A 14950-nucleotide genomic window follows, 5' to 3' on the forward strand; every position below is an offset into this window, starting at 1 on the left:
CGACCGTCGGCCGGGGGGTTCGGGGTGCACGTGGACGACCACGAGGAAGACCACGAGGACTACGTCGCGCGCTGGTCGCGGGCGCACGGCGACTACGACGTGGCCGGCTCCCGCCCGGCGCGCGCCTGGTTGCGCGTGTCGCACGTCCTCGCGGCGCCGCTCGCCCGCCGCGGGGTGCCGCCGTCGTGGGTGACGGGCGTGGGCGGGGTCGGGGCGGTCGCGATCGCCGGTGTCGCCGCGCTCGGCGGGCGGTGGGCGCTGCTCGCGGCCGGGCTCGTCGTGCTCGTCGCGCTGCTCGACGGCGTGGACGGGGCGGTCGCCGAGCTCACCGGCGCCGCGACCGCGTGGGGCCGGGTGCTCGACCAGATCGTCGACCGCGTCGGCGACGTCAGCATGGTCACCGCCCTGTGGCTGCTCGGTGCGCCCGGACCGGTGTGCGCGGCGGCCGCGGTCCTCACCGTGCTCGACGAGTCGATCCGCGCGAGCGCGAGCGCGGCGGGGATGGCCGAGACCGGCGTGGTGACCATCGCCGAGCGCCCCAGCCGCCTGGTCATCGGCGGCGTCGCGCTCGCGGCCGCGGGCACCGTCCCGTCGGTGGCGGTGCTCGTGGTGACCGCGGCCGCGGCGCTGTGGGCCGTGCTGGCCCTGCTGGCGACGACGCAGCTGGTGGTCAACGTCCGCCGGCGGCTGCGGGGACGACCGCGCCATCCGGGCGACGCGGCGACCTGAGCTCGTCCACCACCCGCGAGAACCCGTCCCCGCCGTGGCCCCGGTCGACGGCCCGCCGCGCCAGTCCGTGGACCAGCTCCGGCAGCGCCGGGTCGACGCCCCGCGCCCGGCTCGTCGCGACGACGTGGGCGAGGGCGGCGGCGTCCATGACGAGGTTGTCCTCGTCGCCGGGGTGGGTCCCGGCGTCGACGTCCTCCGCCAGCCCGCGGAAGGTGGCGGGCAGGATCGCGACGACCTCCTCGGCGTAGCGCACGAACTCGCCGGCCGGGACGCCGTCCCGGCCCACCACGGCCGCGGCGTGCAGGAACGACGCCAGGCCGGCGAAGAAGACGTCGAGCATCCCGAGGTCGAGCAGGGCGGCGCGCCCGGGGTCGTCCCCGAGGAGGTCGGTGCGCCCGAGCGCCTCGAGCGTCGTGCGGTGCCGCTCGTGCACCGCGGCCGCCCCGCTGTAGAGGACCAGGCCCTCGTCGGGGCCGACGAGCGGGGTCGGCACCATGATCGTCCCGGCGAGGACCTCGGCGCCGCGATCGGTGAGCCACGCGCTGGTGGCCCGGGCGTGCTCGGGCGTCCCCGAGGTCAGGTTGACCAGCGTGGCGCCGGCGAGGTCGACCCCGGTGAGGACGGTGCGCACGGCGTCGTCGTCGAGCAGGCAGACGATGGTCAGCGGGCTCGCGGCGACGGCGCTCGCGGGGTCGGGGGCCGGGCGGGCGCCCTCGCCGAGCAGGGCGTCGGCGCGGGCGGGCGTGCGGTTCCAGACGGTGACGGGGTGTCCGGCGGCGAGGAGGGCGCGGGCGAGGGCGGTGCCCATCGCGCCGAGGCCCAGGACGGTGACGGCGTCGTGCTCCATGGCCCGGGACGCTAGAGTCTGACGCCGGTGTGAAGGTCAAGCCCGGAGGTCGGGGACGTGCGGATCGGTGAGCTGGCGCGTCGGGTCGGGGTGGCGCCGCGCCTCCTGCGCTACTACGAGGAGCAGGGCCTGCTGCGCCCGCGGCGGGCGGCGTCGGGCTACCGGGAGTACGCCGAGGCGGACGTCGACGTCGTCCACCACGTGCGCACCCTGCTCGCCGCCGGGCTCTCGACGGCCACCATCGCCGAGCTCCTGCCGTGCATGGGCGCCGACGGCCCGCGGCTGGTGGCGAGCTGCCCGGAGCTGCTCGACGACCTGCACCGCGAGCGCGACCGGCTCACCGCCATGATCGACGAGCTCGCCGCCGCCCGCGACGGGCTGGACGCCGTCATCGCCACGGCCGTCCCCGACGACGAGAGGTACGTGGCGAGCTGCTGAGCGTCAGGCCTGGAGCGGCGTCTCGAGCCGGGCCGGGGTCAGGCCCTCCTGCAGGCGCCGCAGCAGGGCGTCGAAGAGCTCGGCGTCCGCGCCGAGGACGTCCCGGAACTGGCCGCGGATGCCGGCGGTCGCCGCGTCCCACTCCGCGAGGGCCTGCCGCCCGCGGGGGGAGACGACGATGAGCACGCGCCGGCGGTCGGCGTGGTCGCGGCGGCGCAGCACGAGGTTCGCCGACACCATGCGGTCCACGAGCTTGCTGAGCTTGGGCGCCAGCAGGAGCACGTGGTCGGCGACCACGTTCATGGGGCAGCCGCCGCGCTCGGCGAGCAGGCTGAGGATCCGCCACTGGTCGAGGCTCGACCCGCAGGCGCGCAGCGCCTCCTCGAGCCGTCCGGTGAGGGTGCGCTCGACGAGCGAGAGCAGCCGAAGGGCCTCGTCGCCCTCCCCGGAGGGCCTTCCGGCACTGGTCGGCACCGCTCGATCGTAGCCGCGGGACCGGTCTCGGCGGGGAGGCCTGCGCGGCTCGTCCGATCGGAGGAGCACCAGGCGTGGCCGCGGTCGCTAGCGTCTTCTCATGGCCGAGTCGCTATACCGCGCCCGCGGACGCGACGTGCTGGACATGGCCCTCGTGATCCCGTTGCAGGGCCCCGCCGGGATCTTCGGGCCGTCCTGCGAGAGCTGCGCGGCGCTCGCGGTGCAGGAGATCAACGCCGACGGCGGGGTGCTGGGCCGGGAGCTCAACCTCGTGCCGGTCGACGGGGGCCGCGGCCCGGAGGAGGTGGCGATCGAGGTCGACGCGCTGGTCAGCGCCGGCGCGGTCCAGGCCGTCACGGGCTGGCACATCTCGGCGGTCCGCGAGGCGGTCGCCCCGCGCATCCGCGGCCGCGTCCCCTACGCCTACACGGCGCTCTACGAGGGCGGCGAGGACCGGCCGGGCCTCTTCCTCACCGGCGAGACGCCGGACCTCCAGCTCGGGCCGACGCTCGACTGGTTCGCGGGCACCGCCGGCGTGCAGCGCTGGACGATCGTCGGCGACGACTACGTCTGGCCCCGCCGCTCGGCGACGACGGCGGCGCGCTATCTCCGCCGGATCGGCGGCACCGTCTGCGACGAGATGTTCGTGCCGCTCGGGACCTCCGACTTCTCGGCCGTCCTGGGTCGCGTCGAGGCCAGCGGCTGCGACGCGGTGCTGATGCTGCTCATCGGCGACGACGCCGTCGCCTTCAACCGGGCCTTCGCCGCGGCGGGGCTCGACCGGGACATCCTGCGCTTCAGCTCGCTCATCGAGGAGAACGTCCTGCTCGCCTCCGGGCCGGAGAGCACCCGGGGGCTCATGACGTCGGCGGGCTACTTCGAGGACCTCGCGACGAGCTCCGGGCTGGAGTTCGCCGCCACCTACTTCCGCGAGTTCGGCGACGACGCGCCGGTGCTCAACAGCCTCGGCGAGTCCTGCTACGAGGGCGTCCGGCTGCTCGCCGAGCTGATGCGCCGGGCCGGGTCGACGCAGGTGCCGGCGATGATGTCGGTGGCCGACGGCCTGGCCTACGAGAGCCCGCGCGGCACGGTCGAGCTGCGCGACCGGCACCTGCGCCAGCGGGTCTTCCTCGCCGTCGCCGACGGCCTGACCTGGGACGTCGTGCAGCAGCTCTGACTGTTGACGCCCGACCGGGGCGTCGCTAGTTTCCTGGGAAAGGAATTCCTGGGTCACACCCGCCTCGCCGTCGAGGCCTCGACGAAGGAGGAGCCCGGCGATGCCGCTCTACGCGTACCGCTGCGGTGCGGACGGTCCCGTGGACGTGATGCGGCCGATGGGCACGGCGCCCGCGGTCGTCCCGTGCCCGACCTGCGGCGCCGACGCCGCCAAGATGATCACTGCGCCGCGGCTCGCGCTCGCCGACCGCGGGAAGGTCGCGGCGATCGACCGCGCCGAGGCCTCGCGCACCGAGCCCGCCGTCGTCAGCGCGCCACCACCCCGGCCCGTCGGGCCGTCGCGCCCCCTCGACCCCCGCACCGCGGCGCTGCCGCGCCCCTGACCGCGCCCCTGACCGCGCCCCTGACCGCGCCCCTGACCGCGCCCCTGACCGGCCCCTGACCGCCGTCCCTGACCGCGGCCCTCACCGCCGCTCCTGACCGCCGTCCCTGACCGCAACCCCGTCCGCCCCGGTCGTCCCGGGGCCGCGATGCCTCCTGCCCTCCTCCTCGGGCGGGACCACGACAGAGAGGACGTCCCGTGCTGCGACCCCGATCGGCGCCGCCCCGTGGCTAGCGTCGGCCTGCTCTTCGTCGGCGCCGTGCTGTTCATCAACGGCGTCATGCTGCTGGGGTGGATCGACGCCCGCTCGGCCGCACCGATGAACTTCTTCGTCGGCGGGCTGCAGATCATCACGCCGCTCTACCTGATCTTCACGGCGGACGGTGACGCCGACGTCATCCTGGCGGCGTCCGGCCTGTTCCTGTTCTCGTTCACCTACCTCTACGTCGCGGTGAACCTCACCTGGGACCTCGACGGCACCGGGCTCGGCTACTTCTGCCTGTTCGTCGCCATCACCGCGCTCGTCTTCTCCGCGCTGAACTTCACCCGCTTCGCCGACCCGGCCTTCGGTGTCATCTGGCTCCACTGGGCGTTCCTCTGGTCGCTCTTCTTCGTGCTGCTGGGCCGGCGGCGCGACGGGATCGGGCGCTACACCGGCGCGGTCTGCGCCATCCAGGGGTGGGTGACCGCCTGGATCCCCGCGCTCCTGCTCCTGACCGGGGTCTACGCCGAGATCGGCGTCCCGCTGGCCACCGGCCTCGCGATCTTCGGGGTCGTCGTCTACGCCGCCCTGGTCCCGTGGGCGCGTCGGCAGCAGCCCGCCCCGCCCGCGCCCGCCGCCTCCGGCGAGCGCGTCCCCGCCTGACCACCCACATCCCGAGGAGAGCCCGATGCCCAAGAAGATCTTCCCGCTCGACAGCAGCAAGAAGTTCACCGACCAGCAGATCGTCGGCCACAACCGCTGGCACCCCGACGTGCCCGCCCAGGTGCACGTCAAGCCGGGGGACGTGTTCCGGGTCGACTGCCGGGAGTGGTTCGACGGCGCGATCGTCAACGACGACTCGGCCGACGACATCCTCCACGCCCCGCTCAACAACGTGCACGTGCTCTCCGGCCCGATCGCGGTCGAGGGCGCGCAGCCCGGCGACCTGCTCATCGTCGACATCCTCGACGTCGGCCCGATCCCGCAGGAGGACTCCGGCCCACTGGCCGGCCAGGGCTGGGGCTACACCGGCGTGTTCGCCAAGACCAACGGCGGCGGGTTCCTCACCGACCACTTCCCGGACGCCTACAAGGTCATCTGGGACTTCCGCGGCGGCAAGGCCACCTCGCGCCACGTCCCGCACGTCGAGTTCACCGGCATCGTCCACCCCGGCCTCATGGGGACCGCGCCGTCGCACGACCTGCTGGGCAAGTGGAACGCCCGCGAGCAGGCCCTCATCGACACCGATCCGCAGCGGGTGCCGCCGCTGGCCCTGCCGCCCCAGCCCGAAGCGGCGATCCTCGGCTCCCTGTCGGGCGACGACTTCGAGCGGGCCCGCAACGAGGCGGCCCGCACCGCACCGCCACGCGAGAACGGCGGCAACCAGGACATCAAGAACTTCACCAAGGGCAGCCGCGTCTTCTACCCGGTGTTCGTCGACGGCGCGAACCTGTCGATGGGCGACCTGCACTTCTCCCAGGGCGACGGCGAGATCACGTTCTGCGGCGCGATCGAGATGGGCGGGTTCATCGACCTGCACGTCGACCTGATCAAGGGCGGGATGCAGACGTACGGCGTCTCCGAGAACGCGATCTTCGTCCCGGGCAACACCGACCCGCAGTACAGCGAGTGGATCGCCTTCTCCGGCACGTCGGTCACCCTCGACGGCGAGCAGCGCTACCTCGACTCGCACCTGTCGTACCAGCGGGCCTGCCTGCACGCCATCGACTACCTGACGACCTTCGGCTACTCGCCCATCCAGGCCTACATGATCCTGGGTGCGGCGCCGATCGAGGGGCGCCTGTCGGGCGTCGTCGACATCCCGAACTCGTGCTCGACGGTCTACCTGCCGACCGGGATCTTCGACTTCGACGTCAAGCCCGGCAAGGACGGGCCCACGAGGATCGACCCGGGCCAGGGCGTGCCGGTGTCGCGCGCCTGAGACGGGCTCCCCGGCCCCGGCGACGTCGTCCGCGTCAGCCCCTCACGTAGGCGCGGACGACGTCGTCGTACGAGGAGTCGGCGGTGAGGCCGAGGGTGTGGGCGCGGGGGGTCTCGAAGCGGTCGGGCCAGCTGCCGACGACGGCGACGACCGCCGGGTCCTCGGCCCAGTCGACGAGGTCGCTGGTGCCGGGCCCGGCGACGCGATCGAGGGCGGCGAGCATCGCGCGGGGGGTGGTCGTCAACGCGGGGAGGTTCATCGCGGTGCGGCTGCCCCAGGTGGCGTCGTCGACCTCGGCGGCGCGCACGATGCCGTCGAGGGTGCGCGGCGGCGACGACAGCGCGACGGCCATGTCGGGCGGCGCCGGGCAGACGGCGCGCTCGCCCGCGAGCGGCTCGCGGACGATGCCCGACAGGAAGCTCGACGCCGCGGCGTTGGGACGCCCGGGGCGCACCGAGACGGTCATCAGGCGCACCGAGCGGCCGCGTACGAAGCCCTTGCGGGTGTAGTCGGCGACGAGCTGCTCGCCGATGAACTTCTGGATCCCGTAGCTGGACTGCGGGCGGGGGAGCGTGTCGTCGTCGACGGTGCCGACCGGCCCGATCGCCGGGTCGCTCCCGAACACCGCGAGTGAGCTGGTGAACACCAGCACCGGCGGCGTCGCGTGGCCGCGGGTGTACTCGAGCACGGCGCGGGTGCCGTCGAGATTGGTGTGCATACCGGCGTCGAAGTCGGCCTCGGCGGCGCCGCTGACCACCCCCGCGAGGTGGAAGACGGCGTCGGCCTCCTCGCCGAGGGTGCGGCTGAGCTCGCCCTGCACGTGCTCGACGCGGAGGTCGGTGGCGACGTCGTCGGCGGGCGGGACCAGGTCGACGACGACCAGCCGCTCGACGTCGGCCGGCGCCGCGCCGCCGATCCCGACCGGGCCGGCGAGCAGCCGACGGCACAGCAGCGTCCCCAGGAACCCCGACCCGCCGGTGACGATCACGCGCATGCGGCCTCCTCGAGGCGGTCGACGACGTCGGCGAGGGCCTCGTCGTCACCCACGTTGCCGGGGAACACGACCAGCGGCGGGCCGCTGGTCGGGGCCCAGAGCGACACGAGCCCGGGGAGCATCGAGCCGCGCACCCAGGCGCGGTCGGCGCGCAGGGACCCGGTGGCGACGTCCGACGAGGTGATGCCGCCCTTGGCGAGGACGTAGGCGGGCTCCAGCGCCCCGACGACCTGCCCGACGACGGTCGTGAGCGCGGCGCTGACCCGGCGGGCGATGGCCAGGCTCTCGGCCTCGTCGCGGCCGGTGACGAGGGTGCGGGAGGTGCTGACGAGGGTGGTGCGGTGCGCGAGCGCCTCCTGTGTGCGGGTGACGACGTCGTCCAGGGGTTCGCCGTCCAGCACGGCCGCGACGTCGAGCTCGACGCGCGCGAGGTCGCGGCGGGCGGCGAGGCGCTCGAGCTGGCGGCTCGTCCGCCCGACGTGGGAGCCGGCGACGAGCAGGCCGTGGCCGTCTCCGATCGCCTGCGTGAGCTCGGCGTCGGTCAGCGGTGGCTGCGCGTCCTGGCCCGCGCGAGCGCGGACGAACGAGGGCCCGACCTGGTAGACGTAGCGGGCGCCGGCCCGCTCGGCGGCGAGGATCGCGAGGACGGCCGCCCGCAGGTCGTCGTCGACGACGGCGTCGAGGACGATCACCCGTCCGCGCGGCAGGGTGATCGTGCTGCTGCGGAGCTCCTCGATGCCGACCTCGGCGACGTCCGCGGCCGGGACGGCGCCGCCGCTCTTCTCCGCGACCCAGGCGGCGAGGCGCGAGGAGCGGTAGCCGAAGGTGGCGTCGGCGGCGAACTCGCTGTCCGCGACCTGGGTGAGCCCGTCGGCGTCGCGCAGCCAGTGGATGCCGTCGAGGGTGATGCGCCCGGCGTCGGGGAAGGCGGGCGCGAGGATCACCGCGTCGGAGGCGCCGGCCTCCCGGGCGATCACGTCGGTCTCGAGCGGGAAGTGCCCGCGCAGCGTGGAGTCGCTGCGGCTGGCGAAGACGACGTCGGTGCCGCGGCGGCCGGCCACCGCGAGGCAGGTACGGACGACCTCGCGGGTGCGCGCGGCGGCGTCGTCGGGGCCGAGGCTGCGGGTGTTGGTGAGGACGAAGACGGCGGGGGTGTCCTGGGCGAGGGCCCAGTCGACGTCCTCGGCGGTCCACCGGGTGAGGACGGGGAGGTCGCGGACGGTCTGGGTGCCGGTGGGGTCGTCGTCGAGCACCACGACGGTCGGGGTGCCGACCAGCGCCTCCCGCACCCGCTCGGCCGGGACCTCGCGGACGGGCGGGAGCGCGGCGAGCCGGTCGGAGCCCATCGGTTCATCGTCGCAGGTCCGTCGTCGCAGGACCGGCCGTTCCCGGAGCATGCTGTCGGGCGTGGCCGGACACGCGGGGGTGGCGCCGTCGGTGCTCGACGCGGTCGGCGGCACCCCGATGGTGCGGCTGCGCCGGGTCGTGCCCGCGGGGGCCGCGGACGTGCTGGTCAAGCTCGAGGGCGCGAACCCGACGGGCAGCTACAAGGACCGGATGGCGACGGCGATCGTGGCGGGCGCGCGGGCGCGGGGGGAGCTGCGGCCGGGGCGGCGTGTCGTGGAGTTCACGGGCGGGAGCACCGGGTCGTCGCTGGCCTTCGTGTGCGCGGTCCTCGGGCACCCGCTGTCGGTGGTCTCCTCCGATGCCTTCTCGCCGGAGAAGCTGCGCACGATGCGGGCCTTCGGCGCGGACCTGACGGTGGTGCCGAGCCGCGAGGGGCGGATCACGCCGGACCTGTTCGTGCGGATGCGGGCCGAGGTCGACCGGATCGTCGCCGAGCAGGACGCCTTCTGGACCGACCAGTTCCACAACGCCGACGCCCTCGTCGGCTACGCCGAGCTCGGGCGGGAGATCCTGGCGCAGGCTCCGGCGGTGGACGTCTTCTGCGCGGCCGTCGGGACGGGCGGGATGCTCGCCGGCGTGGCCGGGGTGCTGCACGGGGCGGGGCCGACGCGGGTGGTGGCGCTGGAGCCGGCGAGCTCGCCGACGCTGACGGCCGGGACGGGCGGGCCGCACCGGGTGGAGGGGACGGCGACCGGGATTCGTCCCGCCGCTGCTGGCGCCCTCCTCTCCGGACGACCCAGGGGCGTACGACGACGCGCGGGCGCTGGACGAGGACGGGGCGCGGGAGCTGGCCCGGCGGCTGGCCCGGGAGGAGGGGCTGTTCGTCGGGACGTCGTCGGCGCTGAACGTCGCGGGCGCGCTGGAGCTGGCGCGGGAGGTCGGCCCGGGCGGCACGGTCGTGACGGTGGCCGTGGACACGGGGATCAAGTACCTCGCCGGCGACCTCTTCGATGGCTGAGACTTGCGGGCGTGGACGGCACGCCGGTGCGATCGAGCGCGCCGGGCTGGGGATGACCTTCCGCTCGCTCCACCACCCGCTCGGCGACGACACGCGAGCGTTCGTGCGGGACGGCGCCGACCGGCGCTGGCAGCGGGTGCCGCTGTTCCTGCACCTGCGGGCGCGGCCGGGGGCTGGCTCGTCCTGACAGGACTGACCTCTTCGGTGCCCGGGCCTGCTCAGAAGGGCGGCGGGCCGTCGTCCGCGTACCGCGAGGGCGGGGTCGGCGTGGTCTCGGTGATCATCCCGGTGCGGCGCAGGAAGCTCCGGCGCCAGGCGTCCTCCTCGGCGGCATCGGCCTCCGGGTCGGGGTCGACGACCGGGCCGTCGAAGGGGAGCGGTCGGGGCCGTGCCGCCGGGCGGGGGCGGGGGAGCGGCTCGATGATCTTCTTCGGGCGCGTGGTGTGGCGGACGCCGGCGCGGGTGCGGAAGGTGAACAACCCGGGTGACGGCTGGGCGACCTGCCAGCCGGCGAGGTGCTTGGCGCGGTGGTGGTGTCGGTCGAGGACCCCGAGGTTGGTGTGCGACGTGATGCCGAGGAGGGCCCAGTCGCGGGTGTGGTCGAGGTCGGCCCGGCGCGCGGATCGCCGGCAGCAGGGCGCCACGCAGTGCCGGTCGCGGACCCGCACCCACCGGTCGATCTCGATCCGAGGACGCCGCCGTCGGTGGTCGGCGAGGGTCTCGTGGGGGCGGGCGGGTGAGGGCGCGTCGGGCTGCGCGCCGAGCTCGTCGAGGCGGCGCTGGATCTCGGCGATCAGACCGGACCAGCCGGGGTGGGCGCGCGGGTCGAGGGCGGCCGCCAGCGTCGTCGGGACCTGGAGCTCGACGATCGCGGTGCACGCTTCGACCCGCCCCCGGTCCGGTGGCTCCGGGGGCTCGCCTGGTCGTGGAGATCGTCGTGGTGGCCCTGGTCGTCGTCGGGCGAGCAGGACGTGCTGGAGGCGGCCCTCGTCGTCGGTGAGGACGATGCGCCACTCGCCGCTCCGGTAGCCGGTGAGCATGGTCCGGGCGTGGTGGGCGAGCAGGTTGCCGTAGCCGGGGACGGTGGCGGGCAGGTCGTCGAGGCCGAGCGCGGTGGTGAGCCGCAGCCGGAGCTCGGACGTGCCGCACCGGGGACGCCCGGACCCCGGGTCCGCCCCCGCGATCGTCGGCGGGGAGGCCGGCTCGTGCTCGTCGGGGAGGTCCGGCAGGTCGAGGACGCCCTGCTCGCTCGGGTGGTCCGCGGGTGTGGGTGCGCCGCCCGCCGGACCGCCCGGCCGGTCATCGGGGCCGTCGAGACCGTCGTCGGCCCGGCCGCCACCGTCGTCGTCCGGGTCGTCGTCCGGGTCGTCGTCGGGGTCGTCGTCGGGGTCGTCGTCCGGTCCCTGGTCGGAGCCGTCGGCGCCGTCGGCGCCGTCGGCGCCGTCGGCGCCGCCGGAGCCGCCGGAGCCGCCGGAGCCGCCGGAGCCGCCGGAGCCGTCGGAGCCGTCGGAGCCGTCCGGGTCGTCCGAGCCCCGGCCGGAGCGGTCACCCGGGCCGGCCTCGTCGCCGGTCGTGCCCGCGTCGGGGCGGTTGTGCTCGTGGAACTCGGCGGCGAGGAGCAGGGCGACCTCCCGGTCGTCGAGACCCGCCACCGACCCGTCGAGGAGACGCTCGGCGACCTGCGCCCGGAGGGCGCCGATGGGCGTCAGCACCCCGAGGTGGCGCACGGCGGCGGCCAGGGCGTCGCACCGGTCGCGCATGGCGAGCCCGCTGGGCGCGGCGACGTCGCACACCGAGAAGGTCGCGGTGCCCGTGGGGTTGGGGGTGAGGATCACCCGGGCGTTCTTCTCCGCCCGCGCGGCGCGGCGCGCCGCCCACTCGGGGTCGAGGGCCGTCGCCACCTGCTCGATGCGCCGGACGAGCTCGGCGGGCGGGAGCTCGGCGGCCTCGGGCAGGAGCACCTGGCAGACATGGCGGGCGAGGTCGTCGGCGAGGTCGCGCGTGCCCTCGCTGAAGCGGGTCGCCTTGTGCTCGTCGACGACCCCGTGCCACAGGGCGTCGCCGAGGTCGGGCAGGCGATCCTGCAGGTCGTCGGCGAGCTCCAGCCTCCGGCTGGTCATGGTGCGGCCCCACCCGAGCACCGCCGCGACCTCGTCGCCGGAGAACTCGTCGAGCCCGGCACGGCGGTCGACCCGGTCGGCCTGCGCGCGGCCCAGGTGGTGCATCGCGTCGAGCAGGCGGGCGGCGCCGCGGCTGGTCGCGCGCTGGCAGGCCCGCAGGTAGGCCGCGAGGTCCTCGCCCGTGAGCGCGGCCGGCGAGAGGCGCTCGAGAGCAGCGACCAGCTCCGCGCCCGGGGCGAGCGCGTCCAGCTCGGCGGCGAGGCCGGGCCGGAGGTCGTGGTCGATGCTCACGGGGACGACGTTAGAGGTGCCCTCCGACAGTGGCGGCCCCGTCGAGGGCCGACGAGGGCCTGCTGGAGGTCACGAAGAGGTCTCACTTCTCTCCGGCCGCGCCGTCCGCGCCAGAGCGCGTCAGCGCCGTCGCCAGAGCCGGCCGAGGGTCCCGGGACGCCGCGCGGTGCAGGCCTGCCGTGCCTGCCAGCGTCGCGTCCACTCGGGCATCCGCTCGGCGAGCAGGGCCTCGGTCTCGTCCACCGGGCGGTGGCGGAGGCGGTCGGCGACGGCCCGGTCGCCGGAGAGCTGCGTGGCGAGCGCCTTGGCCGGCAGGTCCGCGCCGTGCACCGGCACCCCGTAGCGGCGGGCCAGCGCGGCCCGCTGCTCGGGGGGCACGCCGGGGCCCGCGACGATCACCCGGGGGTAGCCGTGCGACGCCCGCCAGCCGCGCGTCCCCTCGACGACCTGCCCCCACAGCGCCACGACACCCAGCACCTCGACGTCGGACGGGCCCCACTCCAGCGTGCCGGGGTCCGCGACGGCGTAGAGGCCGCAGCGGCAGCGGTCGCCGGGCGGCGAGTGCCCCGCCGACCCGCAGTGGGCGATCATCGGCCGACGTGCCGGCCACACGACGCCGGCCAGCGGCGCGATGAGATCGGCGCGGCGCTGGGCCCGGCGCCCCACGCGCCAGGTCCGCCACCCGAGGATCGGCGCGGGCAGGTCCGGGACGCCCAGGAGCTCGGCGGGCCCGGGGCGGTGCGGGTCGACCGGGGTCGTCACCGAGCGGGCTGCGGCACGGAGTCGTCGGGGGCGGTGGTGTCGCCGGGGACGGTGGTGCTGACGACGTCGTCGGACCCGTCGACCTCGACGGCGTCACCCGGCACGGGCGAGCTGATCGGTTCGGCGGTGAGGCGGCGGCGGACGGGGCCGATGTCCATGACGGGAACGCTGGCACGTCCGGCGTCCCGGCACCAGACGAGCAGGCCTCCGCGGGAGGAGACGGCGGCGACACCACCCGCTCGGCCGCTCCGGGACGGGGATCACCCCACCGACCGCGGCACCGACACGGGCGCCGGCCGACGAATCCGATCTCCACCACCCCTGCTCCGTCCGGTCCACGCGTGCCACCCTGACGCGACGACGAGACCGCCGTCACAGCGCACGCGGGGAGGCCGCCATGACCGACCGGACCGCCGAGCACTACGAGCGCGTCGCCGCCGACTACGACGAGCACTGGTCCTACGACCCGGACTACGTGCGCCGCTTCGCCGACGCGATCACCGACGCGCTGCGGCTGACGTCCTCGGACGCCATCGCCGACGTCGGCTGCGGCACCGGCCTCTACACCCGGCGCATCGCCGAGACCGTCCGACCGACCCGGCCGATCCTCTGCGTCGACCCCGTGCCGGCCATGCTCGAGCGCCTCCCGAAGCTGGCCGCCCTGCAGCCCCTCGTCGCGGGGGCCGAGGACCTCGCGACCGGGGTGGTCCCGCTGCCCGGCGGCGAGCAGCTCGACGCCATCGTCATGAAGGAGTCGATCCACCACGTCCGCGACCCACGGGCGACCCTCGACGGGCTCGTCGGACTGCTGTCACGCCACGGCCGGATCCTCGTGGTGATGCTCCCGCGGACGATCAACCACCCGCTGTTCCGCGAGGCCCACGAGCGCTTCGCGCAGCTCCAGCCCGAGCCGGCGGAGATCGTCGACACGGCCGCGGCGGTGGGCCTGCGCACCAGCGTCAGCTACCGGACCTTCCACACCACCATCGACCGCGAGCGCTACGTCCGGCTGCTCGAGGCGCGCTACCTCTCCGTGCTGGGGGAGTTCTCGGAGGACGAGCTCCGCGAGGGCATCGCCCAGTTCCGGCACGCCTACCGCGACGAGCCGGTCCTGCGGTTCGACGAGCACTTCGCGTTCGTCAAGGGCTGGGTCGTGCCCGGCTGATCGGTTGTGCGCCATTGACCGCGGCGCGTCGGGCCCGCCAGAGTGAACGTGATCACGCCGCCGACCCACCACGTCACCGGCGGCGACGACGGAGGGGGTCCCCATGGCCGAGCAGTCCCTGTACGAGCGCCTCGGCGGCGTCTACGGCATCGCCGGCGCGGTCGACGTCCTCGTCGACCGGCTCTTCGCCAACGCCGCGGTCAACGCCAACGAGGCGGTCCACGAGCACCACGGGAACCCGGCCAACGCGCCGGGCTACAAGTTCCTCGTGACGGCCTGGTCGATCGAGGCCGCGGGCGGCCCGAAGTGCTACTTCGGCGAGGACATGGTCAGGGCCCACGACGAGCTCTCCATCGACGAGAAGGGCTTCGACGCGGTGTCGATGGAGATCGCGGCGACCCTGAGCTTCCTCGGCGTCCCGGACGCGGAGCACCGCGAGTTCATGGACATCATCGAGAGCTACCGCCCCCAGGTGGTGCAGGCGGCCTGACGCCCGCCCCTGATCGACCACCGAGCCGGCGGGTGACCTCGACGGCGGTCCGCCCGACGACCGCCGCGAGGTCGCCGAAGTCGGCGTCGCACACCGGCTCGCAGTGGTGCGGGAACGTCACGCTGATCGCGGCGACCGCCTCCCCGTCGGCGTCGCGGACCGCCCGGGCGACCGAGGCGTAGCCGCGGCTGACCTCGCCGTCCTCGACCGACCAGCCGCGCCGGGCCTCGGCGGCCAGCACTGCGGACAGCGCGCGCAGTGAGGTCGGGCCGCGGTCGGTGCGCCGCACCAGGGGTCCGGCGCCGGCGAGCAGGGCCCGGCGCTGGGCGGGCGCGAGCCCGGCGAGGACGGCACGCCCGGACGCGGTGAGGTGCGCGGGGAGTCGGACGCCGCCGGCGGTGCCGAGGGTCTGCGGGTGCGGCGGGCGTTCCCGGAGCAGTTAGAGGGGCCCGCGGCCGCGGTCGGGCTCCTGCGCGACCTCACCTGGGCACCGGTCTGAGAGGGGTCTATCGCGATTGCCAGATGTGAGGTTAGCCTCACCTCATGTCGAGGAGGACGGTCGCCGCCGCCGGG

General features: G+C 75.3%; 18 protein-coding genes. 10 read left to right on the top strand and 8 right to left on the bottom strand.

Annotated features, from left to right (window positions below; all coding sequences use genetic code 11):
• Positions 1-30 precede the first annotated feature (30 nt).
• Complete coding sequence (locus ACYX4T_RS02055; protein ID WP_476012915.1) at positions 31-729, top strand: CDP-alcohol phosphatidyltransferase family protein; 699 nt, start codon at positions 31-33, stop codon at positions 727-729.
• Here ACYX4T_RS02055 and ACYX4T_RS02060 read toward each other — a convergent pair.
• Positions 671-1576, bottom strand: coding sequence for an NAD(P)-dependent oxidoreductase (locus tag ACYX4T_RS02060; RefSeq protein WP_476012916.1), 906 nt, complete (start codon positions 1574-1576; stop codon positions 671-673). The genes ACYX4T_RS02055 and ACYX4T_RS02060 overlap by 59 nt on opposite strands.
• Positions 1577-1633: 57 nt before the next feature.
• Here ACYX4T_RS02060 and ACYX4T_RS02065 point away from each other — a divergent pair, with 57 nt between their 5' ends.
• The gene (locus ACYX4T_RS02065) at positions 1634-2014 is read left to right on the top strand and encodes a MerR family transcriptional regulator (RefSeq protein WP_476012917.1); all 381 of its coding nucleotides are present in this window, start codon (positions 1634-1636) and stop codon (positions 2012-2014) included.
• A gap of 3 nt (positions 2015-2017) precedes the next feature.
• On the opposite strand, the gene ACYX4T_RS02070 is transcribed toward ACYX4T_RS02065, so the two are convergent.
• Positions 2018-2488: a MarR family winged helix-turn-helix transcriptional regulator gene (locus ACYX4T_RS02070; protein WP_476012918.1), complete on the bottom strand. Its 471-nt coding sequence runs from the start codon at positions 2486-2488 to the stop codon at positions 2018-2020.
• A gap of 100 nt (positions 2489-2588) precedes the next feature.
• Here ACYX4T_RS02070 and ACYX4T_RS02075 point away from each other — a divergent pair, with 100 nt between their 5' ends.
• The 4 genes from ACYX4T_RS02075 (at position 2589) to fmdA (ending at position 6190) form a co-directional block, all read left to right on the top strand.
• The gene (locus tag ACYX4T_RS02075) at positions 2589-3665 is read left to right on the top strand and encodes a substrate-binding domain-containing protein (protein WP_476012919.1); all 1077 of its coding nucleotides are present in this window, start codon (positions 2589-2591) and stop codon (positions 3663-3665) included.
• A gap of 100 nt (positions 3666-3765) precedes the next feature.
• On the top strand, positions 3766-4047 hold the full coding sequence (locus ACYX4T_RS02080) for an FmdB family zinc ribbon protein (RefSeq protein WP_476012920.1): 282 nt from the start codon (positions 3766-3768) through the stop codon (positions 4045-4047).
• A 225-nt stretch (positions 4048-4272) separates the two neighbouring features.
• Positions 4273-4911, top strand: a complete 639-nt coding sequence (locus tag ACYX4T_RS02085) for an AmiS/UreI family transporter (RefSeq protein ID WP_476012921.1) — start codon at positions 4273-4275, stop codon at positions 4909-4911.
• Between the two features lie 25 nt (positions 4912-4936).
• Positions 4937-6190 carry a formamidase gene (fmdA, locus tag ACYX4T_RS02090; protein WP_476012922.1) on the top strand — a complete coding sequence of 418 codons (1254 nt, stop codon included), beginning with the start codon at positions 4937-4939 and terminating at the stop codon, positions 6188-6190.
• A gap of 34 nt (positions 6191-6224) precedes the next feature.
• Here fmdA and denD read toward each other — a convergent pair whose 3' ends face one another.
• Positions 6225-7184, bottom strand: coding sequence for a D-erythronate dehydrogenase (gene denD, locus ACYX4T_RS02095; RefSeq protein WP_476012923.1), 960 nt, complete (start codon positions 7182-7184; stop codon positions 6225-6227).
• Complete coding sequence (locus tag ACYX4T_RS02100; protein ID WP_476012924.1) at positions 7175-8530, bottom strand: four-carbon acid sugar kinase family protein; 1356 nt, start codon at positions 8528-8530, stop codon at positions 7175-7177. Before ACYX4T_RS02100 ends, denD begins: the two co-directional genes overlap by 10 nt.
• A 61-nt stretch (positions 8531-8591) precedes the next feature.
• Here ACYX4T_RS02100 and ACYX4T_RS02105 point away from each other — a divergent pair, with 61 nt between their 5' ends.
• Both ACYX4T_RS02105 and ACYX4T_RS02110 read left to right on the top strand, forming a co-directional pair.
• Positions 8592-9605 (top strand): PLP-dependent cysteine synthase family protein, encoded by a 1014-nt coding sequence (locus ACYX4T_RS02105; RefSeq protein WP_476012925.1) that lies wholly within the window; start codon positions 8592-8594, stop codon positions 9603-9605.
• Entirely contained in the window at positions 9602-9736 is a 135-nt protein-coding gene (locus ACYX4T_RS02110) for a hypothetical protein (protein WP_476012926.1), read from the top strand. Before ACYX4T_RS02105 ends, ACYX4T_RS02110 begins: the two co-directional genes overlap by 4 nt.
• 31 nt (positions 9737-9767) lie before the next feature.
• Here the strand turns inward: ACYX4T_RS02110 and ACYX4T_RS02115 are convergent, their stop codons facing one another.
• The 3 genes from ACYX4T_RS02115 to ACYX4T_RS02125 all read right to left on the bottom strand — a co-directional run bounded on the left by ACYX4T_RS02115 (position 9768) and on the right by ACYX4T_RS02125 (position 12880).
• Positions 9768-11960: an HNH endonuclease signature motif containing protein gene (locus tag ACYX4T_RS02115; protein WP_476012927.1), complete on the bottom strand. Its 2193-nt coding sequence runs from the start codon at positions 11958-11960 to the stop codon at positions 9768-9770.
• A gap of 120 nt (positions 11961-12080) precedes the next feature.
• Positions 12081-12722, bottom strand: a complete 642-nt coding sequence (locus ACYX4T_RS02120; protein WP_476012928.1) for a hypothetical protein — start codon at positions 12720-12722, stop codon at positions 12081-12083.
• The gene (locus ACYX4T_RS02125) at positions 12719-12880 is read right to left on the bottom strand and encodes a hypothetical protein (protein WP_476012929.1); all 162 of its coding nucleotides are present in this window, start codon (positions 12878-12880) and stop codon (positions 12719-12721) included. The genes ACYX4T_RS02120 and ACYX4T_RS02125 overlap by 4 nt, the downstream gene beginning before the upstream one ends.
• A 239-nt stretch (positions 12881-13119) precedes the next feature.
• On the opposite strand from ACYX4T_RS02125, the gene ACYX4T_RS02130 reads away from it, so the two are divergent.
• Complete coding sequence (locus ACYX4T_RS02130; RefSeq protein ID WP_476012930.1) at positions 13120-13887, top strand: class I SAM-dependent methyltransferase; 768 nt, start codon at positions 13120-13122, stop codon at positions 13885-13887.
• Between the two features lie 103 nt (positions 13888-13990).
• Positions 13991-14377 (top strand): group I truncated hemoglobin, encoded by a 387-nt coding sequence (locus ACYX4T_RS02135; RefSeq protein ID WP_476012931.1) that lies wholly within the window; start codon positions 13991-13993, stop codon positions 14375-14377.
• On the opposite strand, the gene ACYX4T_RS02140 is transcribed toward ACYX4T_RS02135, so the two are convergent.
• The gene (locus ACYX4T_RS02140) at positions 14337-14816 is read right to left on the bottom strand and encodes an IclR family transcriptional regulator domain-containing protein (protein WP_476015166.1); all 480 of its coding nucleotides are present in this window, start codon (positions 14814-14816) and stop codon (positions 14337-14339) included. The genes ACYX4T_RS02135 and ACYX4T_RS02140 overlap by 41 nt on opposite strands.
• Positions 14817-14950 lie beyond the last annotated feature (134 nt).

This window comes from Actinomycetospora sp. ABD4_176 (assembly GCF_056311855.1).

Coding starts and splice junctions, on each gene's coding strand:
- ACYX4T_RS02060 (WP_476012916.1), bottom strand. CDS start 1,576: ATGGAGCACGACGCCGTCACCGTCCTGGGCCTCGGCGCGATGGGCACC.
- ACYX4T_RS02075 (WP_476012919.1), top strand. CDS start 2,589: ATGGCCGAGTCGCTATACCGCGCCCGCGGACGCGACGTGCTGGACATG.
- ACYX4T_RS02080 (WP_476012920.1), top strand. CDS start 3,766: ATGCCGCTCTACGCGTACCGCTGCGGTGCGGACGGTCCCGTGGACGTG.
- fmdA (WP_476012922.1), top strand. CDS start 4,937: ATGCCCAAGAAGATCTTCCCGCTCGACAGCAGCAAGAAGTTCACCGAC.
- denD (WP_476012923.1), bottom strand. CDS start 7,184: ATGCGCGTGATCGTCACCGGCGGGTCGGGGTTCCTGGGGACGCTGCTG.
- ACYX4T_RS02100 (WP_476012924.1), bottom strand. CDS start 8,530: ATGGGCTCCGACCGGCTCGCCGCGCTCCCGCCCGTCCGCGAGGTCCCG.
- ACYX4T_RS02110 (WP_476012926.1), top strand. CDS start 9,602: ATGACCTTCCGCTCGCTCCACCACCCGCTCGGCGACGACACGCGAGCG.
- ACYX4T_RS02125 (WP_476012929.1), bottom strand. CDS start 12,880: ATGGACATCGGCCCCGTCCGCCGCCGCCTCACCGCCGAACCGATCAGC.
- ACYX4T_RS02130 (WP_476012930.1), top strand. CDS start 13,120: ATGACCGACCGGACCGCCGAGCACTACGAGCGCGTCGCCGCCGACTAC.
- ACYX4T_RS02135 (WP_476012931.1), top strand. CDS start 13,991: ATGGCCGAGCAGTCCCTGTACGAGCGCCTCGGCGGCGTCTACGGCATC.